We start from the raw sequence: 23,121 nt of genomic DNA on the forward strand, positions 1-23,121 counted from the left end.
TTCTGTTTTTGTCTGATTAGGAAGACAAACCGTCAAATATCTAGTAAAATGAGGACTACAGAAGATCGAAAGGGTGAGTTAATGTGACGTATGTAGCTGAAGTAATTGTAGATGTACCGACGATGCAGACGGATGTCCCTTATACCTATCTCATTCCGGTCGAACTAGGTGAGCAAATTCAGCCGGGCATGAGAGTAGAGGTGCCTTTTGGAAATGGCAATCGACACATACAAGGATTTGTTATCAATACTTATAATCACCCAAATCCGGCTGAACTTTCAGATTTCGATATGAAAGAGATTGTATCGGTGTTAGATTTAGGGCCAGTCTTAAATCAAGAGATGTTGGCATTAGCAGATGAAATGAAGGAAACAACTTTTTCTTTTAAAATTACTTGCCTTCAAACGATGTTGCCAAGCGTAATGCGAGCTACCTATCAAAAATGGCTTGTTTTGATTGATGAGGTGCCAGAAGATATTTCGTATGAGGTCTTTAAGGGATTGGACGAAATTACTTGGGAAGAAGCACTTCAAACTGGTCGAGTGTCAGAGTTGATGAAGCTAAGACAAAATGAGCAGATAGATATTCGGTACGAAGTGAAAAAACGCAATCGAAGCAAAACAATTAGTGGGTTTAAGTCGCGCTTATCTTTTGAACAAATTGAAGAAGAGCGGATGGGGTTGCGTAAGGGTTCTACTCAAAAAGAAGGTCTATTGATGGTTTTACAGGGATTAGCTGATGAGCAAACAATGACTGTTAAAGAGGCTAATGATCATTTTGGAATTAAGCGTAGCACTATTAATGAGGGGCAACGTAAAGAGTGGTTAGAAATTGTTGAAATTGAAATTAACAGGGATCCTTATGGTGATCGAATTTTTGAGATGGATGATGCCATTCCCTTAAATGATCAACAGCGTGTTGCCTATGAAGAAATTGTTCAATCAATGGCTACTCAAGATAATCAAACATTTCTATTGGAGGGGATTACAGGGAGCGGTAAGACGGAAGTTTATTTACAGACTATTGCTGAGGCGTTAGCAGAAGGTAAAACAGCTATTATGTTAGTTCCAGAAATTTCCCTAACACCACAAACAGTTAATCGTTTTAAGAGCCGCTTTGGGGACGAGGTAGCTGTTTTACATAGTGGTTTATCTGAAGGTGAAAAGTATGATGAGTGGCGTAAAATCGAGCGCAAGGAAGCTAGAGTGGTTGTTGGAGCTCGTTCAGCTATTTTTGCTCCATTGGAAAATATTGGTTTAATTATTATTGATGAAGAGCATGAAGGTAGTTACAAGCAGGATGATACTCCGCGCTATCATGCCCGGGATTTAGCTATTTGGCGTAGTCGTTATCATCATTGTCCAGTTGTTTTAGGCAGTGCAACCCCTTCGCTAGAATCGCGTGCGCGTGCCCAAAAGAAGGTGTATCGATTGTTAGTTCTTAATAAGCGAGCTAATCAAGCAGCACAATTGCCGACGATTGAGGTGATTGATATGCGTCGCGAGATAGCTAAGGGACGGATGCAGACTTTTTCAGCGCCCCTCTTGTCCAAGATCACAGATCGTTTACAAAAGTCAGAGCAAGTGGTATTAATGCTCAATCGCCGTGGTTATTCTTCCTTTATTATGTGCCGGGATTGTGGCTATGTTTTACCATGTCCAAATTGTGATATTTCATTGACGTTGCACATGGATAGCAAGACGATGAAATGTCATTATTGTGGACATGAAGAAGGGATTCCTCATGCGTGTCCAATTTGTGCTAGTTCAAAGATGAGGTACTATGGTACAGGCACACAAAAGGTTGAAGAGGAACTACGAGAGTTGTTTCCAGCAGCGCGTATTTTACGTATGGATGTGGATACAACAAGGCGCAAAGGAGCCCATGAAAAGCTACTAAAAACCTTTGGTGATAGAGAAGCAGATATCCTATTAGGAACACAGATGATTGCGAAAGGATTAGACTTTCCAGAGGTAACATTAGTTGGTGTGTTAAATGCTGATACGGCTTTAAACTTGCCAGATTTTCGTTCCTCAGAAAAAACGTTTCAGTTATTGACCCAAGTTAGTGGTCGAGCAGGTAGAGCAGAAAAGCCAGGAGAAGTAGTGATTCAAACGTTCAATCCTAATCATTACTCAATTCAGTATGCGAAAGAGCAGGATTTTGAAGGTTTTTATCAAGCGGAGATGAGAGCTCGTCATCAAGGAAACTATCCCCCTTTTTATTATACCGTTCAAATTGTGGCCAGCCATGAGGATGAAAATATGGCAGCTAAAAAAATGTATGAGATAGTGACGCAACTGAAGCAAGCTTTATCTCCTGCAAGTATTATTTTAGGGCCAACACCAAAAGCGGTTATGAGAGTTAATAATCGTTATTTTTATCAGCTAGTTTTAAAATATAAGCAAGAAGAAAACCTGCAAAGGATACTTAAACACATTTTAGATGAAACCCAAGTTGATGTCCGCAAAGGGTTGAAAATTTCCATTGATGTGGAACCGCTGAATTTTATTTAGCCGCTATAAAGTGCGATAGAACGAGTGATGGAGTAATTAATTATTCCTATTAATAAAAGAGATGCAGGTAAAGAAAGAAGGGGAAAAATGCGTTATCCAATAGTGATTTATCCAAATAAAATTTTGGAGCAGCCTACCCAAGAAGTGACGATGATTACAGATGAGATTGTCCAACTTTTAGATGATATGAGAGAAACGATGATTGTTCATGATGGAATCGGATTAGCAGCACCACAGATTGGCAAAAATTTGCGCATAGCAGTAGTGGAAATTGATGAAGAGTCTGGGCTATTTGAATTAATAAATCCGGAAATAATTCAAGCTAGTGGAAGCGATATTGATGTGGAAGGGTGTTTAAGTTTTCCAAATGTTTATGGAACAGTTGAGCGAGCAAAAGAAATTACAGTTCGTTACTTTGATCGTGAGGGAGACGAATACGAATTGCAAGCGACAGACTATTTTGCTAGGGCGATTCAGCATGAAATTGAACACTTAGAGGGAAAATTATTTACCGATAAAATTATTGATCGAATTGCGCCAGAAGACTTGGAAGCATATACGGAGGAGCATCAAGATGACTAAATTAGTATTTATGGGAACACCCGCTTTTTCAGTTCCTATTTTGGATGGATTAGTAGCGGCAGGATATGACGTGGTGGCGGTTGTAACACAACCGGATCGTCCGGTTGGCCGAAAACGTTTGTTAACTCCCCCGCCTGTTAAGGAAGCGGCTTTAAGACATGGGATTGAGATTCTTCAACCTGAGAAAATTTCTGGTTCAGAGGAGATGGAGCGAGTCATTTCTTTAGAACCAGAGATAATTGTGACAGCAGCTTTTGGACAATTTTTGCCAGAAGCCTTGTTGCAGGCGCCCGTTCATGGGGCAATTAATGTTCATGCTTCTTTATTGCCTAAGTATCGGGGTGGAGCACCTGTTCATTATGCGATTATCAATGGTGAGCAGGAGACAGGTGTTACGATAATGGAAATGGTGAAAAGAATGGATGCGGGTGATATTATTCGGCAAGGTTCATTACCGATTACGTCTAATGATGATGTCGGTACTATGTTTGATAAGCTTAGCTTGTTAGGAAAAGAGCTTTTGTTGGAGACGCTGCCTGATTACTTAGCGGGAAAGGTAACTCCTGTGCCACAAGATGAGACTAAAGTAACGTATTCGCCAAACATTAGGCGCGAGCAAGAAGCGATTGATTGGCAAAAAAATGCAACAGAGATAAATAATCAAATTCGCGGTATGCGCCCTTGGCCAGTTGCTTATACGATGTTTGGTGAAACTCGTTGGAAATTATTTGAAGCGACGGTTAGTGATACGACAACAACCTCACAACCTGGAACAATCATTACGATCGGCAAGAAGAATTTTGCGATTGCTTGTGGCGAAGGAACCGTTCTTTTGATTAACAAATTACAACCAGCTGGCAAGGGAAAACTAACCGCAGCTGAATTTTTAAATGGCGTTGGTCAAAATATAGAGATAGGTCAAGTGGTGAACTGAGATGGGAAAAAAGGTTCCAACAAGAATTAAACGGTCAACTCGTTATGTAGCAATGACGTTGTTAACTAAAGTTGAAACACAGCAAGCGTATTCCAACTTATTGGTGAATCAAGCGATGATGGAGGCTGGGTTGAGTGAGAAAGATGGCCGTTTGTTAACAGAAATTGTTTATGGAACAATCAGTCGTAAGTTAACTTTAGAATTTTATTTAGCGCCCTTTATTGCTACTGCTAAAAAAGTGGAGCCCTGGGTTCGTCAGTTGCTTTTGCTTTCTTTATATCAATTGGAATATTTGGACAGGGTGCCACCTCATGCTATTTTAGATGAGGCTGTCGAGATTGCTAAAGCGCGTGGCAATGTCGGAACAGGTAAGTTTGTTAATGGCGTTTTGCGTTCATTTCAACGGCAAGGAGCGCCGTCCTTTGATTCTATCAAAGATCCGGTTGAACGTTTAGGTATTGAAGTGAGTATGCCTAGGTGGCTGACTGAAAAATTAATTGATTTATTAGGGATAGATGAAGCGCGAAGTTTAGGGGAATCTTTGTTTGAATCAAGCAAAGTTAGTGCTCGTGTTAATACAGCGTTGATTGACCAAGAGACTGCTATTGCTGAACTAGCTAGTGAAGGAATTGAAGTAGTTCCCAGTGAATTATCGCCGTTCGGATTAGTAGGAGAAAAAGGCTTTTTGGCGGGAAGTACCTTGTTTAAAGAGGGGCAATTAACCATTCAAGATGAATCTTCGATGCTAGTTGCACCAGCTATGCAAATTGAACCAACACACCAAGTTTTAGATGCGTGTGCAGCGCCTGGTGGTAAAACGACCCATATGGCGACTTATATTGACGAGACTCAAGGAGGTCGAATTACTGCTCTTGATATTCATGCTCACAAAGTAAAGTTGATTGAAGAGAATGCGACGCGTTTGCATGTTGCTGAACGGATTATTCCACAAGTTTTGGATGCTCGAAAGGTCGATGAAGAATTTCCAGATGAATTCTTTGATCGTATTTTAGCGGATGTTCCTTGTTCAGGTTTAGGCCTGTTAAGAAGGAAACCAGACATCAAATATAGTAAAAAACCAGAAGATTTTGTTAATTTACCACGAATTCAATTAGAAATTCTTGAAAGTCTTGCGACAAAGGTTAAACAATACGGTATAATAACTTATAGTACTTGTACCATCTCCCGTGAAGAGAACCAAGATGTCATTGCAGCGTTTTTGGCTAAGCATGATAATTTTGAACTCATCGAGGTTGCTGGTAGCGAAAAACTTCAAGTTGCGACGGAGAAAATGGTGACGATCTATCCTCATCATTATCAGACAGATGGCTTCTTCATCTGTTGTTTGAGACGCACTTGATTGGAAAAGTAAAGAGGTGTAATCATGGAAATTGGATTTCGGACCGATGTCGGTCGAAAGCGGAAGAGTAATCAAGACGCTGTAGGGGTTTTTCAAAATCAAGAAAAAGTAAAGTTAGCAATTGTAGCAGACGGGATGGGCGGCCATCAAGCGGGTGATGTTGCAAGTCATTTAACTGTTTCAGATCTTGGAAAGGCCTGGGAGAATTCCAACTTAACCGAGCAAGAAGATGTTATTCAATGGCTGTTGAAACGTATTCAACAAGAAAATGAAGAAATCTTTGATAAAGGTCAAGAAGATCCAAGTAAAGCTGGAATGGGCACAACAATAGTTGCAGTAGTTATTATTGATCAAACCGTGTTATTGGCCCACGTTGGTGATAGTCGTTTCTATCTTATTCGTAATGGGAAGATTAAGCAAGTGACAGAAGATCATTCACTCGTTAATGAATTGGTTAAAAGTGGTGAAATTACGCCAGAGATGGCTATCCATCATCCACGTAAGAATGTTTTAGTGCGCTCAATTGGTATTCCTGGAACTGTGGAGGTTGATTTAACTGCATTAGAAGTAACAATTGGCGATAAATTGCTTCTTTGTTCGGATGGCTTAACTAACATGGTTTCTGATGAGGAGATTAGAACGATTATTGATGAGTCTAGGACCTTGGATGAGGCTTTGGATACGCTAATTAAAACTGCTAACGAGGCGGGCGGAACAGATAATATTACTGTTTTACTAATTGATTACAATGAGAAAGGTGAGGCTGCCAATGATTGATATCGGGAGTAAGATTAATGGTCGGTATAAAGTAATTGGCAATATTGGCAGTGGTGGTATGGCCAATGTATTCCTTGCTCATGATCTGATTCTTGACCGAGATGTAGCAGTTAAGGTGCTGCGTTTTGATTTCCAAGATGATAAATCGGCGATTCGTCGTTTTCAACGAGAAGCTCTGGCTGCATCTGAATTAGTTCATCCAAATATTGTTGGAGTTTATGATGTTGGTGAAGAAGATGGCATGCAGTATTTGGTTATGGAGTATGTTAAGGGAACTGATTTAAAGAAGTACATAAAAAATAATTTTCCTTTGCCCTTTGAAAATGTCGTGATTATTATGCGTCAGATTCTCTCGGGAATTTCCTTAGCTCATCAGCATCGAATTATTCATAGAGATTTAAAGCCACAAAATATTCTGATGGACGAAGATGGTAATGTTAAAATTGCTGATTTTGGTATTGCTATTGCATTATCAGAAACGTCTTTGACGCAAACGAATACCTTATTGGGATCAGTCCATTATTTGTCTCCCGAGCAAGCTCGTGGTAGCATGGCCACTCGCCAATCAGATATTTACGCGCTAGGGATTATTTTATATGAATTGTTAGTTGGAACAGTTCCTTTTGAGGGTGAATCAGCAGTATCGATTGCGTTAAAACATTTTCAAACAGATGTGCCATCTGTTCGTGAAGTTAACCCTGCTATTCCACAAGCTTTGGAGAATGTTGTGTTACATGCAACAGCTAAAGATGCAATGGATCGCTATATTTCTGCAGATGAAATGGCTCAGGATATTGGGACATCCTTGTCGCCAGAACGATATGGTGAACCGCGCTATGAACCAAAAGCGATGATGGAGGAAACAAAGGTGTTGACGCCTTTGACCGATAGCGACATGCCAGAAGCTTTCAAGAATATGGAAGGGCCGGTAGAAGAGCTTGAGGTAGCAGATACATATCAGCCTGATCATGAAGAGCCTAAGAAGAAGAAAAAAAGTCGAAAAAAACTATGGCTAATAATTGCTGGTTTGTTGTTATTAGTTGTTGGGGGCGCTATATTTTTTGCTATGGCAGGATCAAAAGAAATCCTAGTTCCTGATGTTAGTGGACTGACAGAGGCGGAGGCCATTGATAGGTTGAGAGACAAAGAATTAGAAGTTGATACTGACATTCAAAAAATCCCAGATGATAAAATTGAAGAGGGAAAAGTGGTTAAAACAGATCCCGCAGCCCGAACGGCAGTTAAGAAAAATGGCTCTAAAATTAAATTGTATATCAGCTCAGGTTCTACAAAGGTTAAAATACCTGACTTGGAGGGAGTCACATACTCCGATGCAGTCAGAATGTTAGTGAACTTAGGTTTTAGTTCCGATCAAATCAGTAAGAAAGAAGTCGAAGATGAGAGTGTTGAGAGTGGCAAGGTTATCTCCCAAACTCCAGGTCCTAATGAAGAAGCGGATCCGACTAAAGACAAAGTCGTATTGACAGTTAGCAGTGGGATTGAGCTAAAAGATTTGACAGGTTTAGATCAAACCAGTGCTCAGGATTATCTTTCTAAGCTAGGGTTAGTTTATTCTATTACTAGAACGCACTCAGAGGCCGCTGAAGGTATGGTAATTTATCAAACACCAGAAGGCGGTTCGACAGTAAAAGAAGGCGATATGGTTACTTTAACGGTCTCTATAGGACCAGAACCAGTTCAACCAGAACCGTCATCATCAAGTAGTAGTTCTTCAACTAGTTCAGTGGACAGTTCGTCAAGCTCATCAAGTTCATCGAGTTCGTCAAGCTCATCAAGTACACCGCCACCAACAACTGACTCATCAGCAGGTGAATCTAAATAATAAAAAAGCAAATCCCTGAAAATGGGATTTGTTTTTTTAGTTTGTTAGCTAAGTGTTAGAACCATCAGGATTCCATCGATATAGTCATCATTAATTTTTACAAAATTAGGATAACGGCCAATCTCTTTGAATCCAGCTTTCTTATAGAGATGGATTGCCGCTGGGTTATCAGCTTTAACTTCTAAGTCAAGTGATTTAAGGCCCTTTTCCTTCGCCATGTCGATTAGAGCGCTTAGTACCTTAAAGCCGATACCTTCATTCCAGTTTGATTTTCTGACTGAGATGGTAAGTGTTGCTCGGTGAGCGATTCGTGGCCTTGAGCTTCCATTTAAGCTAGAAACACTTACTATCTTGTGATTATGAGTAGCGACTATCATTGCCGAATGAAGACTTTCGTTCATACTAGTGATAATCGTTGCTTCTTGCTCTGGTGTAGTGTCTTGGAATTCGTTTTTCGAAAAAAGTAACTGCTCACTTTCGCCACCGATTTGATTGAGATAGTTTAGAATTGCTGCAGCATCAGTAATTTCTGCTGGTCTAATGATAAGTTGTGATATTGAATCGACTTCCTCTCATACTATTTTCATTAGTATAGCTAAGAGAAAAGATGAAAACAAGTAAAACTTTCTAAAATACTTAGGGGAAATCGCTTGAAATCTGGTGAAACATTCAGTACAGTAAAAGCATAGAGTAAAAATGGAGGTGCCATGTGACTCAAGGCCAAATTAGAAAAGCACTAAGTGGGTTTTATTATGTTTATTCAGATGGTCAAACGTACCAAACGCGTGCTCGAGGAAATTTTCGTAATCGAAATATCACTCCTTTGGTTGGCGATCATGTTATTTTTGAAAGTAGCAACCTAACAGATGGGTATTTATTAGAAGTTCTGCCAAGAGAAAATCAATTGGTTCGTCCAGCGGTAGCTAATGTCGAACAAGGCGTGATTGTTATGAGTAGTATCTCTCCAAATTATTCTGCTAATCTATTGGATCGTTTCCTTGTGACCTTGGAGTATGAGCGAATTCACCCGATTATTTATTTGACAAAAATAGATTTGCTGGATGAGGCTGGTTATGACGAGATGAAGCAAGTAAAACAGGATTACAAGAAAATTGGCTATCCAGTAATTTTGCCAACTCGTGAAAGTAATCGTGATAGTCTACGTGAAATTGAACGCTATTTCCCAGAACAATTAACCGTTTTTATGGGGCAGACAGGAGCGGGGAAATCAACTTTGCTCAATCAAATTTCACCAGAACTGGCATTGAAGACTGGGGAAATTTCTGAATCATTAGGTCGTGGACGTCATACAACGCGTCATGTAGAATTGATTCCTTTAGTTGATGGGTTAGTAGGAGATACACCTGGTTTTAGTGCTATTGACTTTTTAGAGATGTCTGCTGAAGAATTAACGAGTCAGTTTCCAGAACTGGCACGAGCTGCTGTCGGCTGTAAGTTTAGAGAATGTAAGCATCGTCATGAGCCTCAATGTGCAGTCAAGGCTGAAGTTGAAAGCGGCGAAATTTTAGCCAGTCGTTATAAACACTATTTACAATTTTTAGAAGAGATTGATAATCGGAAACCAATGTATGGTAAAAATAAAAAATAATGAAGAGGTAGGGAAACTAATGAAGATTGCACCATCGATTTTAAGCGCAGATTTTGCTAATTTAGAAAGAGATATTGTGTTAGTTGAAAAAGCAGGAGCCGATTACATTCATGTGGATGTAATGGATGGCCAGTTTGTGCCGAATATCACGTTAGGGCCAAATGTCGTTTCAGCGATTCGTCCAGTTACTAAATTACCGTTAGATGTTCACTTGATGATTATGAATCCAGAGCGTTATGTGGATGATTTTGCCAAAGCAGGAGCCGATTACATTGTGGTTCATCAAGAAAGTACTTTGCACCTACACCGCGTGATGCAAATGATTAAAAGTGCTGGTGTTAAAGCAGGGGTTGTAATTAATCCTGCAACACCAGTCTCAGCGATTAAACAGGTCTTACCAATGGCCGATTTAGTTTTAGTCATGACAGTAAATCCTGGTTTTGGTGGCCAAGCCTTTATTCCAGAGTGCTTGGATAAAATTAAAGAATTGGCACAATTACGTCAAGAGTTAGGGTTATCTTATGAAATCGAAGTTGATGGTGGTGTTGTTCCTGAGACTGCTGCATTATGTGCTAAGGCCGGTGCTGATGTTTTCGTTGCTGGTTCTTACGTATATAATTCAGACTCGCCAAAAGACCGAATACAGGCTCTCAGAGATGCGATTGAGTAATGATTAAAACAGTTATCATTGTTGCGGGAGGGAATCCTGCACTTTGGCCGCAGCTATCCAATTATTTAGATGAAACAACTGCTTGGATAGGGGTTGACCGGGGCACGTATTATTTAATAGAAAGAGGCATCTTGCCAACAGTTGCGATAGGTGACTTTGATTCGCTCTCAGCAGTTGAATTGGAGGCAGTTGAGGCGCTAGTTGCAGATATTCATTATTCAGTTCCTGAAAAGGATGATACGGATACTCAGTTGGCTCTTTTGTGGGCGCTTGAGGCGTATCCCAAAATTCCTATTAAACTTATTGGAGCAACTGGTGGGCGCTTAGATCATTTTTTATCAAATTTATGGTTGCCTTTGGAACCGCGATTTCAGGCAGATATCGACCGTGTTCAGCTAGTAGATTTACAAAATACAATCAGTTACTATCTCCCAGGAGACTATCAGCTTGAAAAAGAAGTGGATAAAGCCTATCTAGCATACGTCTGTTTGACAGCAGTTAAAAATTTAACACTCTATGATGCTAAATACCAGCTAAGCGATTATCAAACAACACTCCCCATGAGTTTTGCTAGTAATGAATTTATTGGGGAGACCAGCCGCTTCTCTTTTACTGACGGTATTATTGCGGTTATTCAAAGCAAGGATTAAATGGAAAAGGTAAATAAAAAACGGTCGTCAGATTGCTCTGGCGACCGTTTGGTTATATGTGATATTAAACGCGTTCAACTTTACCTGATTTCAAAGCACGAGTTGAAACCCAAACTTTCTTTGGTTTACCGTCTACTAAAATGCGAACTTTTTGTAGATTAGCTTTCCAAGTACGTTTTGATGCGTTCATCGCGTGAGAGCGTGTATTACCACTTCTAGATTTGCGTCCAGTAATATAACATTCTTTTGCCATGTTTCTTCCTCCTTTGCTTTGATATTGGAGCGGATAAGTTCTTTGCTCATACTAGAATAATTTACCATAAATAAGAAGTGAATGCAAGTGGAAAATGAAGGGCGTTGCAGAAAACGACTGAAAATAGTGATGAAAACATGAAGAGAAAACGAGGGTTTGCTAAGAAAAAAGTACTTTTACTTTTAAATAGGTAGTTCCTGTGATAAAATAATGAGAGAAAATGGGCAATTGTGCTCAATGTAGAACTACAATAATTAAGTAGAATACTAAAGTACAGGACCTAAAGGAGGCTTAATCTAATGGCGGTAAAAATTAAAACACAGTCTGGTACAATCGAAATCAGCAACGATGTGATTGCAACCGTGGTAGGCGGAGCTGCAACCGATATTTACGGCATCGTTGGTATGGCGAGTAAAAACCAAATCAAAGATAACTTAAATGAAATACTTCGTAAAGAAAATTATTCTCGTGGTGTGGTTGTACGTCAGGAAGAAAACGGCGTAGCAATTGATGTGTATACCATTGTTAGCTATGGTACAAAGATTTCAGAAGTAAGTCGTAACGTTCAAGAAAAAGTGAAATACAATCTCGAAACGATGCTTGGTGTTGCGGCTAATTCGGTTAATGTATTTGTTCAAGACGTTCGCGTGCTGCCAGACTAGAGGTCTGCAGTCTAATCTTAAGGAGGATAATTAAGTGAAAGTAACAGCAATTAACAGCGGACAGTTCCAAGCGATGGTTCAAGCTGGAGCAGAACGTTTGGATAAAAATGCCGAATACGTCAATTCATTGAACGTATTCCCGGTTCCTGATGGGGATACCGGAACGAATATGAATTTATCAATGACGAGTGGGGCAAAAGCTGTCACAACAAATGTCTCGGAAAAAGTCGGAGAATTGGCTCAAGCTCTTTCAAAGGGGCTTTTGATGGGGGCTCGCGGAAACTCAGGTGTTATTTTATCTCAGTTATTCCGTGGTTTCTCTAAAAAAATTCCTGATGTCGTTGAACTCAATGCTCAAGATTTGGCGGCTGCCTTTACACATGGTGTTGAAACAGCTTATAAGGCTGTTATGAAGCCAGTCGAGGGAACAATTTTGACTGTTTCTCGTGAAGCTGCTAGAGCCGGTGAAAAGAAAGCCAAAGAAACAGATGATTGTGTTGAGGTCATGGAAGCAGTTGTCAAGGGTGCTAAGCGCTCGTTAGATCGGACACCAGATTTATTACCTGTTTTAAAAGAAGTGGGTGTTGTAGATAGTGGTGGGCAAGGTCTGTTATTTATTTATGAAGGCTTCTTAGAAGTACTTTCTGGTAAAATTGTTGACAATCCAGTCTATCAGCCAAATGCAGCGCAAATGACTGAGATGGTTAATGCAGAACATCATCGTAGTGTAGCGGGGCATGTGGCAACAGAAGACATTAAATTTGGTTATTGTACAGAAATTATGGTTCACATCGGAGATGGCGAAACAGTCGATAGTGAGTTTGATTATGAGACATTCCGCAATTATTTAAATGAATTAGGTGACTCTCTATTGGTGGTTGCCGATGATGAAATTATTAAAGTTCACGTTCATACGGAACACCCTGGTGAAGTGATGAATTATGGCCAAAAATTTGGTTCACTAGTAAAAATTAAAGTTGATAACATGCGTTTGCAGCATGATAGTTTATTAGAGAATGAAAAACCAGAAGCAGGACCAAAAGAAAAACAACCACCAGCCCCATTTGGCATAATTGCCATTGCAGCGGGTGAAGGGGTTCAAGAGCTGTTTCGTAGTTTAGGGGCTAACTACATTATCAGTGGTGGTCAAACTATGAATCCAAGTACAGAAGATATTTTGAAGGCTATTGATGAAGTTAACGCAGAAAATGTAATCATTTTGCCAAATAATAAGAATATTTTCATGGCAGCTGATCAAGCGGCTGAAGTGAGTGAATTGCCAGTAGTGGTCGTACCTGCTAAAACTATTTCTCAGGGGATGACAGCGATGCTAGGTTTTAATGATCAACAATCATTAGTTGACAACCAAGCAGCTATGACGGCGATGCTTGATGAAGTTAAGAGTGGCCAAGTGACGACGGCTGTTCGCGATACGACTATTGATGGAGTTGAAATAACCAAAGACGACTACATCGGAATGGTTGAAGGTAAGATTGTTGTGTCTGAAAAAGGACGTTATGATGCGTCACTTGTGACTGTAGCGAAAATGCTCGATGAAGACAGCGAAATTGTGACTATTATTGTCGGAGAAGACGGCAAATTAGCTGAAGCGAAAAAATTAGAAGCTGGTATTTTGGCAATTGATGATGCACTTGAAGTGGAAATTCATGAAGGTGGACAACCTGTCTATCCTTACCTATTCTCAGTTGAGTAGCCGAGGAAGCTAGCTGATTTTTAGTTATATAGTTTGTACAAATTAGAGAGGTCGGAAGTAGTATCCGGCCTCTTTTTGCCTATCAGATGGGGAACGTACATTCCGTTTTTTTGAGAGATCATTAGAAAATAAGAGAGGAGGACAATGGTTGAAAAAAATAACAGATCCCATCCAATATTTACCAGGAGTTGGGCCGAAACGGGCGGAGAATTTACAAGAATTAGGCTTAGAAACAGTGGAAGAGCTTTTATCTTATTATCCTTTTCGATACGATGATATTCAAGAAAAGAAGTTAGCAGAAATTGGTGATCAAGAGAAGGTTGTTTTAAAGGGGCTAGTTGTTGCCGAGGGGGTTGTGTCGCATTATGGTTACCGAAAAAATCGCTTGAGCTTTCGAATTATGCATGATCATGCTGTAATTAACGTGACTTTTTTTAATCAAGCCTACTTAAAAGATAAGATCGTTTTATCAGAAGAAATTGCAGTATTTGGTAAATGGGATGCAAAACGTAAGGCGTTGACAGGGATGAAAATTCTCGGTAGTCGTGAAGAAAACGATGCTGATTTTGCACCAATTTATCATGTGAATAAAAAAATTCGTCAAAATACCTTGGTCAATTTAATTAAGAGTGGCTTCGATGAGTACGGTGAGTTGATTGAAGAATGGCTACCCGAAGAACTGATAGAAAAGTATCGTTTGATGCCAAGAAAACCAGCAATGCGTGCGATGCATTTTCCAGAAAAAGCTGAGGATAGCCTGTCAGCTAGGCGACGAATTATTTTTGAAGAGTTTTTTGAATTTCAAATGCAGATGCAACAACTTCGCTACCAAGAAAAAGAAATTAGTCAAGGTCTACAAATTCTTTATGATGTGGATCGCTTGAAAGAGTTTACTCAGGCATTACCATTTGAGCTGACAGAGGCCCAAAAGCGAGTAACGAACGAAATTTGTCGCGATTTGAGGAGCACGACTCATATGCATCGCTTATTACAGGGGGATGTCGGAAGTGGTAAAACAGTGGTGGCGGCAATTGTCTTATATGCAACTGTGACAGCAGGATATCAAGGAGCACTGATGGTTCCAACTGAAATTTTAGCTGAGCAACATTTAGAAAGTTTGGTTGACTTACTTACACCTTTTAATATTAACGTCTCATTGTTGACAGGGTCAACAAAAACGAAAGAACGGCGTGAGATACTTGAACAAATGGCTGATGGACGCTTAGATGTGGTAATAGGTACACATGCATTGATCCAGAAGGATGTTGAGTTTAATAAATTAGGGCTAGTAATTACAGATGAGCAACACCGATTTGGAGTAAATCAACGGAAAGTTTTGCGCGAAAAAGGAGCCAATCCTGATGTCTTATTTATGACAGCTACACCAATTCCACGGACATTAGCAATTACAGCTTACGGGGAAATGGATGTCTCGATTATTGATGAACTTCCCAAAGGGCGAATTCCAATAGAAACTCGTTGGGTAAGACCTCCTCAATTAGAAACAGTTTTGACATGGATGGAGAAGGAATTAAAAGCTGGTCGACAGGCCTATGTTATTTGTCCATTGATTGAAGAGTCAGAGTCTTTAGACGTGAAGAATGCGACTGAAATCTATGAAAATTTACAAGCATTTTACCCTAAGTACCAGGTTGGTCTACTTCACGGTAAAATGAAAGCTCAAGAAAAAGATGAAATTATGTCTACCTTTAAAGAAAATAAGATGCAAATTTTAGTGTCGACGACGGTTATTGAAGTTGGCGTAAATGTACCTAATGCAACCACAATGTTGATTATGGATGCTGATCGTTTTGGTTTGGCTCAGCTTCATCAGCTTCGTGGTCGGGTAGGTCGGGGAAGTCAGGCCTCTTATTGTGTGCTAGTAGCTAATCCGAAAAACGAGATGGGCAGTGAACGGATGAAGATCATGACTGAAACAACGGATGGGTTTGTTTTAAGCCAAAAAGATTTGGAAATGCGTGGCCCCGGTGAATTTTTTGGCTCCCGTCAGTCTGGCGTTCCACAATTCTTGGTTGGCGATATTGTAGCTGATTTTGCTACGCTAGAAGCTGCCAGGCAAGAAGCGGTTGCTATTTGGGGAATCGAAAATTGGTGGCATGAATCAAGGTATCAAGCATTGAAAGATCGATTATTTGATGAGAACACAGCGAAAAACTTTTTTGATTAGCGAGGGGAGAAAAGCTAGTTAATCAGAAAAATAAAAGAAGTTATTAGTCCGAGACAACTGTCTCGGAATTTTTTTTAAAATAATGTTTGACAAATACTTTTATATTCTGTATATTAAATATTAAGAATTATTTGAATTGTCAGAATATTTCGCAAATAAGAAAAATAGTTGGAGGTAACTTATCATGTGTACAATTAAATCAGCTTACTTTACAACTTTATTATTACTGTAGGGGCTCAGAACACTGAAAAAAATTCAGTTGTTAGGGGTCCTATTCTGCATTGCATGACTTGGGGCTGAGCTAAGCATCCCAAGAAGTGGGGTGCTTTTTTATTACTAAAAACCAAGACAATTAAATGAGAATGAAAAGGAGCGTATTAGTTATGACTATTCAATTTTTTGACACAACGTTAAGAGATGGCGAACAAACACCAGGGGTTAATTTTAATACCAAAGAGAAAGTGAGAATTGCTCAACAGTTAGAAAAATGGGGGATTGATGCGATAGAAGCCGGTTTTCCTAATTCATCGGTAGGGGATTTCGAGGCAGTTCAAGCGATTGCTAAAGCACTTAAAAAGACGACAGTTGTCGGCTTGGCACGCTGCTATAAACCTGATATTGATCGAGCGCATGAAGCACTTTCCGTTGCCAAGTATCCTCAGATACATTTGTTTTTGGCAACGAGTGACATCCACATGGAGTATAAATTGAAAAAAACGCCAAACGAAGTTCTCGCAGCGATAAAGGAGCATGTAAGTTACGCTAAAACTAAATTTGATGTGGTTCAATTTTCGCCAGAGGATGCGACACGTACTCGACGAGAATTTTTATTAGAGGCAGTTCAGACGGCGATTGATGCTGGTGCGACAATTATTAATGTCCCTGATACGGTGGGGTATTCTAATCCAACTGAATATGGTGAGATTTTTAGTTACTTAATTAAGAATTGCCAGACTGGCGAGGACGTCATATTTTCGCCTCATTGTCACGATGATTTGGGAATGGCAACGGCCAATTCTCTAGCTGCAATTGAAAATGGTGCTCGTCGTGTTGAAGGAACTATTAATGGAATTGGTGAGCGAGCAGGAAATACAGCTCTTGAAGAAGTGGCATTGGCCCTGCATGTTCGCAAAGATTTTTACCAACAGGATAGTAATATTGTATTGAATGAAACGAAACGGACCAGTGACTTGGTGAGTCAATTATCAGGTGTCTCTGTTCCACGAAATAAAGCAATTATTGGGGCTAATGCATATGCGCATGAATCCGGAATTCATCAAGATGGTGTGCTTAAAAATCCTGATACTTATGAAATTATCACGCCATCACTTGTTGGAGTGGCGACTAACTCATTGCCTCTAGGAAAACTATCTGGTCGACACGCTTTTACTTCCCGCATGGAAGAGATGGGGTATCAGCTATCAGATGATGAGTTGAACCAATCCTTTAAGAAGTTTAAAGCATTGGCTGATAAAAAGAAACAAGTTACGGAAAGTGATTTGCATGCCTTGATTGCGGGGCAGTCGAGCGAATGTGAGGAGGCTTATCGTTTACATGGTTTACAGCTGCAATACGTGTCGGATGGTAAGCAAGGTGCTATCGTGAGTATCGAAACAGATGAAGGCATTTTTAGTGATTCAGCTGTTGGCTCTGGCAGTATTCAAGCCATTTATAATACAATTGACCGTCTGATGGAACAAGCGCCAAAATTAAATCATTTTAGCATTAAATCTGTTACTGAAGGTGAAGATGCCCAGGCTGAGGTTCACGTGACTGTAAAAGATGAACGAAATGGTCGTAATTATAATGGCGTGGGGATTGACTTTGATGTTTTACAGGCATCAGCAAAAGCGTATATTCAAGCAAGTAATTATATTAAGGAAAAAGGGTAGTGATTATGAAAAAAATTGTGTGTTTACCTGGCGATGGTATTGGCAAGGAAATTATGACAAGTGCCTTACAGGTGATGGAAGTGATTGCTCAAAAATACCAATTGAAGTTAGAGGCAAAAAAGTATGAGTTTGGTGGTGTAGCGATTGATAGTCAAGGGCATCCTTTACCAGAAACAACGTTAGCGGCTTGTAAAGAAGCAGATGCGATTCTTTTGGGCGCTATTGGTGGACCAAAGTGGGATTCGGCAGCAGTTAGACCAGAGCAAGGACTATTAGCTTTAAGAAAAGCGTTAAATTTGTATGCTAATATTCGTCCGGTAACGGTGCCGACAGCAACGGCACATTTATCACCATTGAAGCCAGAGGTAGTGACTGGAGCTGATTTTGTAGTTGTTCGAGAGTTAACTGGTGGCATTTATTTTGGTGAACCGCAAGAGTTAAATGCGGAAAATGCCTTGGATACCTGTACTTATACAGCAGATGAGATTAGACGAATACTTCGCAAAGGATTTGAAATAGCTAGAGGGCGCCGCAAGTTGGTTACATCAGTAGATAAAGCGAATGTCTTAGCAACTAGCAAGCTTTGGCGCAAAATTGCTGATGAAGTAGCTATTGAATTTCCTGATGTGACGTTGGAACATCATTTAGTTGATTCAGTGGCGATGAAGTTGATTCAAGAACCGACTCATTTTGATGTGATAGTGACCGAAAATTTATTTGGAGACATTCTAAGTGATGAGGCATCAGTAATTCCTGGAACTCTAGGGATTTTACCTAGTGCAAGCCATGGTATGGATGGTTTATCTTTATATGAACCAATTCATGGTTCAGCACCAGACATAGCGGGGAAAAATTGTGCTAATCCTGTTTCGATGATTTTATCTATGGCGATGATGTTGAGAGAGTCATTTGGTTGGGACGAAGCAGCAACTGATGTTGAAAGTACTTGTTATGCTGTAATGGCAGAAGGCGTATTAACAAGTGATTTAGGTGGTAAGACCTCAACGACAGAATTTGTAGAGGCAGTGATTAGAAAAATTCAAGCTGCTTAGCAGCATAAAACGTGAAAAGAGGCACAGGAATGGGAAAAACACTATTTGATAAAGTTTGGGAACGGCATGTGGTCAGTGGCGAACTAGGTGAGCCGCAATTGATTTACGTTGATTTGCATTTGATTCATGAGGTAACTTCACCTCAGGCTTTTGAGGGATTGCGACTTGAGGGAAGACAGCTAAGACGACCAGATAAAACATTTGCGACGATGGACCACAATACACCGACTAAAGATATTTTTAATATTACGGATTTGGTTTCTAAAAATCAAATTGATGCACTGCGTCGTAATTGCGATGAATTTGGGGTTGAACTGTGTGATAACGGAAGTGATCGTCAAGGGATTGTTCATATGGTTGGACCAGAAACTGGGCTAACGCAACCAGGTAAAGTAATTGTTTGTGGGGATTCACATACTGCTACCCATGGCGCTTTTGGAGCCATTGCTTTTGGAATTGGCACAAGTGAAGTAGAGCATGTGTTTGCGACTCAAAGTATTTGGCAACAAAAACCGAAAAATCTCGGTATAAAAATTACTGGAAAACTAGCTAAAGGCGTCTACGCAAAAGACATTATTCTGAATTTAATTGCGACCTATGGTGTGGATTTTGGGGTTGGGTACGGTGTTGAATTTTTTGGTGACACTATTGAAGGACTGACGATGGAGGAGCGAATGAGTATTTGTAACATGTCGATTGAGGGCGGTGCTAAGATGGGGATGATGGCGCCTGATGAGACTACCTATGCTTATGTCCGTGATCGTCAATATGCGCCAAAAGATATAGAGGCTGCGATTGCAGATTGGCGGACGCTCTATACAGATGAGGATGCTAAGTTTGATCGTTTGATTGAACTTGATGCGAGTCAGCTTGTTCCACAAATTACGTGGGGAACAAATCCAGAGATGGGTGTGCCGATTACGTCTACTTTCCCAGAAATTGGTGACATTAATGATGAGCGTGCTTATGCCTACATGGATTTAAAACCAGGGCAAAAGGGCTCAGATATTCCACTAGGGTATGTTTTTATTGGCTCATGTACAAATGGTCGCCTCTCTGATTTGGAAGAAGCGGCAAGCATTGTAAAAGGGAAAAAAATTAAAGAAGGCATTACTGGCTTAGTGGTCCCAGGGTCGCGACCTGTCCGTAAAGCGGCAGAAAAAATGGGGCTAGATAAGGTCTTTACAGAGGCAGGATTTGAGTGGCGTGAGCCAGGCTGTTCGATGTGTTTGGGGATGAATCCAGACCAAGTTCCAGAGGGAGTTCACTGTGCGTCAACTTCGAATCGAAATTTTGAAGGACGTCAAGGTAAAGGCGCACGAACGCATTTATGTAGTCCAGCAATGGCTGCGGCTGCGGCAATAGTTGGGACCTTTACAGATATTAGAGAGGGTGAGTGGTTGAATGGAGGCAATTAAGATACATCAAGGGCTGACAGTTCCGTTGATGAACGATAATATTGATACAGATCAGATTATTCCAAAGTCCTTTCTAAAGCGAATTGAGAAGACAGGATTTGGTAAGCACTTATTTGACGAATGGCGCTTTTTAGCAAACGGCTCGGAAAATCCAGAATTTATATTGAATTATCCTGAGCGTCAGTCGGCAACTATTTTAATAACGGGAGATAATTTTGGTTGTGGTTCTTCCAGGGAGCATGCTGCTTGGGCAATAATGGATTATCGGTTTAGAGTAGTTATTGCGGGAAGCTATAGTGATATTTTTTATATGAATGCTATAAAAAATGGTCTTTTGCCAATTGTTTTAGCTAGTGAGGCTCGTGAAAAATTAGCATCAATTGAGGCTGATGAGTCGATTATCATTGATTTACCAGCACAGGAAGTACGAGCGAGTGTTGGAACCTATTCATTTGACATTGATCCTATGTGGAAAAACAAATTGATTAATGGATTAGATGACATAGCCGTTACTTTGGCAGATGAGCCAAAGCTAACAGCCTATGAAGCGACAATCCCTAGCTATTGGGCTTAATGTAAATAATGATATCTAATTCAAACAAAGGCAGAGATTTTCCAGTGATTAATAAAATAAATGAACTTTGGGATTGTAAGTCAATCAAGTAGGTATCTTTGAATGGTTTACAATTGATAACAACCTTGCTATTTATTAAATTGTCAGATAATTTCAACTTTTCATTGACTTTTACTTTCATGAAGTATATATTAGAACATAACACTAAAAGTTAATCAAATTCTAATGATGTTCACACGAACAAACATCGAATAAAGAGGAGAACTATCTCATGAATAAATCAGGCAAGCAACTAGTCATTATTTTATTAATCAACTGGGCTTAGAGCAACCGCAGAAATTTTTGCAGTCGTTTTAGTCCTGTTTGCATTAGTGAAATGGGACGCTTGCCAAACACCCCATTTTGTTAATCAAACAAGATGGGGTGTTTTTTGTTGTGATAGATGAGTCATTAGAAAAAATTACTGAAAGCAGACACCTAGACGAACTCTATGGTTGGAAAACCAAAATTAGGATTAAGTACCTAGACAAACAAAGGAGAGAAAATCAATTATGCGAAGAGCCTCAACTCTAGTTGCGTGAGCAACGTAGAAGTTAAGGACAACGAAGCATGAGACAAACTCTGTGGTTTGAAAACCAAAATTAGGATTAAGTACCTAGACAAACAAAGGGGAGAAAATCAATTATGCGTAGTGATAAAATCAAAAAAGGGATTGAAGCGGCACCGGCTAGAAGCCTGCTGTATGCAACAGGGCAAGTTAAAAATGCGAAAGACATGAACAAACCATTTATCGCTATTTGTAACTCCTATATTGACATTGTACCAGGACATGTCCATTTGCGTGAGCTAGCAGATGTGGCGAAAGAAGCCATTCGTGAAGCAGGCGGTATCCCCTTTGAATTCAATACAATTGGTGTTGACGATGGGATTGCCATGGGACATATTGGCATGCGTTACTCGTTACCAAGTCGAGAAGTTATTGCAGATGCGGCTGAAACAGTCATTAATGCCCATTGGTTTGACGGTGTTTTCTATATTCCAAACTGTGATAAAATCACACCAGGAATGCTGTTGGCAGCTATGCGGACGAATGTTCCGGGGATTTTCTGTTCAGGTGGTCCGATGAAAGCGGGGATTGATCCTCATGGTCGTGCCTCTACTCTTTCGGACATGTTTGAAGCAGTTGGGACTTATAAAGCTGGGAATATGACTAAAGAGGACTTTCTTTTTATGGAACAAAATGCTTGTCCAACTTGTGGTTCATGTGCAGGAATGTTTACTGCTAATTCGATGAACTGTTTGATGGAAGTACTGGGACTAGCTTTACCAGGAAATGGGACTATTTTAGCAGTATCCGACGAACGTCGCGAGCTAGTTAGGCAATCGGCATTTCATTTGATGGATTTAGTAAAGAATAACATTAAACCAAGAGACATCGTGACGAAAGAAGCCATTGATGATGCTTTTGCCTTAGATATGGCAATGGGTGGTTCAACTAATACGGTCTTACATACTTTAGCGATTGCTCATGAAGCAGAAATTGACTATAACCTAGCAGATGTAAATGAAATTGCCAAGCGGGTTCCATATTTATCTAAAATCGCACCATCATCATCGTATTCAATGCATGATGTTCATGAGGCCGGTGGGGTTCCAGCGATTATGAAAGAGTTGGTTGATTTAGGAGATGCGATTCATCCTGATCGAATTACTGTGACAGGAAAAACTATTCGTGAAAATGTTCAGGATGCTGTAATCAAAAATCCTGAAGTTATTCATCCAAAAGAAAATCCTTACAGTCCAGTGGGGGGGTTATCCATTCTTTATGGAAACATTGCGCCAGATGGAGCAGTTATTAAAGTTGGTGGAGTTGACCCATCCATAACGGTTTTCCGTGGTAAAGCGATCTGTTTTAGCTCTCATGATGAGGCTGTAGCGGCGATTGATGATCATACTGTAACTAAAGGTCATGTTGTTGTTATTCGCTATGAAGGACCTAAGGGAGGTCCAGGGATGCCAGAAATGCTTGCACCAACCTCAAGTATTGTGGGTCGAGGCTTAGGAAAAGAAGTGGCATTAATTACTGATGGTCGTTTTTCAGGAGCAACCCGTGGGATTGCGGTTGGTCATATTTCACCAGAGGCCGCAGCTGGCGGACCAATTGGTCTGATTAATGATGGAGATATAATTGAAATAGATTTAACCAATCGAACTTTAAATGTAGAAGTTCCAGACGAGGTATTAGAAGAACGGAAAAAATCAGTTCCTAAATTTAAAGCAAAAGTAACCAAAGGCTATCTAGCAAGATACACAGCGTTAGTAACATCGGCTAATACGGGCGGAGTCTTGAAGATTCCAGACGATTTATTAGATTAGTAACGAGTGAAACAAAAGGAACCATTAAACTAACTTAAAAGAGGTGAAATC

19 protein-coding genes are annotated in these 23,121 nt (G+C 40.1%); 17 read left to right on the forward strand and 2 right to left on the reverse strand.

Annotated elements, in window-relative coordinates; genetic code table 11:
• The first annotated feature begins 83 nt into the window (after positions 1–83).
• The 6 genes from priA to pknB all read left to right on the forward strand — a co-directional run bounded on the left by priA (position 84) and on the right by pknB (position 8,012).
• Positions 84–2,516, forward strand: coding sequence for a primosomal protein N' (gene priA / locus AC5KOD_RS20105; protein WP_496916373.1), 2,433 nt, complete (start codon positions 84–86; stop codon positions 2,514–2,516).
• 87 nt (positions 2,517–2,603) lie between these two features.
• Complete coding sequence (gene def, locus AC5KOD_RS20110; RefSeq protein WP_496916374.1) at positions 2,604–3,098, forward strand: peptide deformylase; 495 nt, start codon at positions 2,604–2,606, stop codon at positions 3,096–3,098.
• Positions 3,091–4,032, forward strand: a complete 942-nt coding sequence (fmt, locus tag AC5KOD_RS20115) for a methionyl-tRNA formyltransferase (protein WP_496916375.1) — start codon at positions 3,091–3,093, stop codon at positions 4,030–4,032. The genes def and fmt overlap by 8 nt, the downstream gene beginning before the upstream one ends.
• A gap of 1 nt (position 4,033) precedes the next feature.
• The gene (gene rsmB, locus AC5KOD_RS20120; RefSeq protein ID WP_496916376.1) at positions 4,034–5,392 is read left to right on the forward strand and encodes a 16S rRNA (cytosine(967)-C(5))-methyltransferase RsmB; all 1,359 of its coding nucleotides are present in this window, start codon (positions 4,034–4,036) and stop codon (positions 5,390–5,392) included.
• Between the two features lie 24 nt (positions 5,393–5,416).
• Positions 5,417–6,169 carry a Stp1/IreP family PP2C-type Ser/Thr phosphatase gene (locus AC5KOD_RS20125; RefSeq protein WP_496916377.1) on the forward strand — a complete coding sequence of 251 codons (753 nt, stop codon included), beginning with the start codon at positions 5,417–5,419 and terminating at the stop codon, positions 6,167–6,169.
• A complete protein-coding gene (gene pknB / locus AC5KOD_RS20130; RefSeq protein WP_496916378.1) occupies positions 6,162–8,012 on the forward strand; it encodes a Stk1 family PASTA domain-containing Ser/Thr kinase in 1,851 nt (616 codons plus the stop codon). Before AC5KOD_RS20125 ends, pknB begins: the two co-directional genes overlap by 8 nt.
• Before the next feature lie 44 nt (positions 8,013–8,056).
• Here the strand turns inward: pknB and AC5KOD_RS20135 are convergent, their stop codons facing one another.
• Positions 8,057–8,569 (reverse strand): GNAT family N-acetyltransferase, encoded by a 513-nt coding sequence (locus tag AC5KOD_RS20135; protein WP_496916416.1) that lies wholly within the window; start codon positions 8,567–8,569, stop codon positions 8,057–8,059.
• Between the two features lie 152 nt (positions 8,570–8,721).
• Here AC5KOD_RS20135 and rsgA point away from each other — a divergent pair, with 152 nt between their 5' ends.
• Genes rsgA through AC5KOD_RS20150 form a run of 3 tightly spaced genes read left to right on the forward strand, consistent with a single transcriptional unit; the run spans position 8,722 to position 10,941 of the window.
• Positions 8,722–9,621: a ribosome small subunit-dependent GTPase A gene (gene rsgA, locus AC5KOD_RS20140; RefSeq protein ID WP_496916379.1), complete on the forward strand. Its 900-nt coding sequence runs from the start codon at positions 8,722–8,724 to the stop codon at positions 9,619–9,621.
• Positions 9,622–9,640: 19 nt separating this feature from the next.
• The gene (gene rpe / locus AC5KOD_RS20145) at positions 9,641–10,291 is read left to right on the forward strand and encodes a ribulose-phosphate 3-epimerase (RefSeq protein ID WP_496916380.1); all 651 of its coding nucleotides are present in this window, start codon (positions 9,641–9,643) and stop codon (positions 10,289–10,291) included.
• Positions 10,291–10,941 carry a thiamine diphosphokinase gene (locus AC5KOD_RS20150; protein ID WP_496916381.1) on the forward strand — a complete coding sequence of 217 codons (651 nt, stop codon included), beginning with the start codon at positions 10,291–10,293 and terminating at the stop codon, positions 10,939–10,941. The genes rpe and AC5KOD_RS20150 overlap by 1 nt, the downstream gene beginning before the upstream one ends.
• Before the next feature lie 64 nt (positions 10,942–11,005).
• On the opposite strand, the gene rpmB is transcribed toward AC5KOD_RS20150, so the two are convergent.
• Positions 11,006–11,194 carry a 50S ribosomal protein L28 gene (gene rpmB / locus AC5KOD_RS20155; RefSeq protein WP_209531254.1) on the reverse strand — a complete coding sequence of 63 codons (189 nt, stop codon included), beginning with the start codon at positions 11,192–11,194 and terminating at the stop codon, positions 11,006–11,008.
• Positions 11,195–11,493: 299 nt separating this feature from the next.
• On the opposite strand from rpmB, the gene AC5KOD_RS20160 reads away from it, so the two are divergent.
• The 8 genes from AC5KOD_RS20160 (at position 11,494) to ilvD (ending at position 23,070) form a co-directional block, all read left to right on the forward strand.
• Entirely contained in the window at positions 11,494–11,856 is a 363-nt protein-coding gene (locus AC5KOD_RS20160; protein WP_496916382.1) for an Asp23/Gls24 family envelope stress response protein, read from the forward strand.
• Positions 11,857–11,890: 34 nt separating this feature from the next.
• Positions 11,891–13,570, forward strand: a complete 1,680-nt coding sequence (locus AC5KOD_RS20165) for a DAK2 domain-containing protein (RefSeq protein ID WP_496916383.1) — start codon at positions 11,891–11,893, stop codon at positions 13,568–13,570.
• 148 nt (positions 13,571–13,718) lie between these two features.
• Positions 13,719–15,758: an ATP-dependent DNA helicase RecG gene (gene recG / locus AC5KOD_RS20170; RefSeq protein ID WP_496916384.1), complete on the forward strand. Its 2,040-nt coding sequence runs from the start codon at positions 13,719–13,721 to the stop codon at positions 15,756–15,758.
• 383 nt (positions 15,759–16,141) lie between these two features.
• Complete coding sequence (locus tag AC5KOD_RS20175) at positions 16,142–17,650, forward strand: 2-isopropylmalate synthase (RefSeq protein WP_496916385.1); 1,509 nt, start codon at positions 16,142–16,144, stop codon at positions 17,648–17,650.
• A 5-nt stretch (positions 17,651–17,655) separates the two neighbouring features.
• Positions 17,656–18,702 carry a 3-isopropylmalate dehydrogenase gene (leuB, locus tag AC5KOD_RS20180; protein ID WP_496916386.1) on the forward strand — a complete coding sequence of 349 codons (1,047 nt, stop codon included), beginning with the start codon at positions 17,656–17,658 and terminating at the stop codon, positions 18,700–18,702.
• 29 nt (positions 18,703–18,731) lie between these two features.
• Complete coding sequence (leuC, locus tag AC5KOD_RS20185; RefSeq protein ID WP_496916387.1) at positions 18,732–20,120, forward strand: 3-isopropylmalate dehydratase large subunit; 1,389 nt, start codon at positions 18,732–18,734, stop codon at positions 20,118–20,120.
• Positions 20,107–20,694: a 3-isopropylmalate dehydratase small subunit gene (gene leuD, locus AC5KOD_RS20190; RefSeq protein ID WP_496916388.1), complete on the forward strand. Its 588-nt coding sequence runs from the start codon at positions 20,107–20,109 to the stop codon at positions 20,692–20,694. Before leuC ends, leuD begins: the two co-directional genes overlap by 14 nt.
• A 684-nt stretch (positions 20,695–21,378) precedes the next feature.
• Positions 21,379–23,070 (forward strand): dihydroxy-acid dehydratase, encoded by a 1,692-nt coding sequence (ilvD, locus tag AC5KOD_RS20195; RefSeq protein ID WP_496916389.1) that lies wholly within the window; start codon positions 21,379–21,381, stop codon positions 23,068–23,070.
• The last annotated feature ends 51 nt before the right edge of the window (positions 23,071–23,121 follow it).

The organism is Vagococcus sp. WN80Y, from assembly GCF_059621045.1.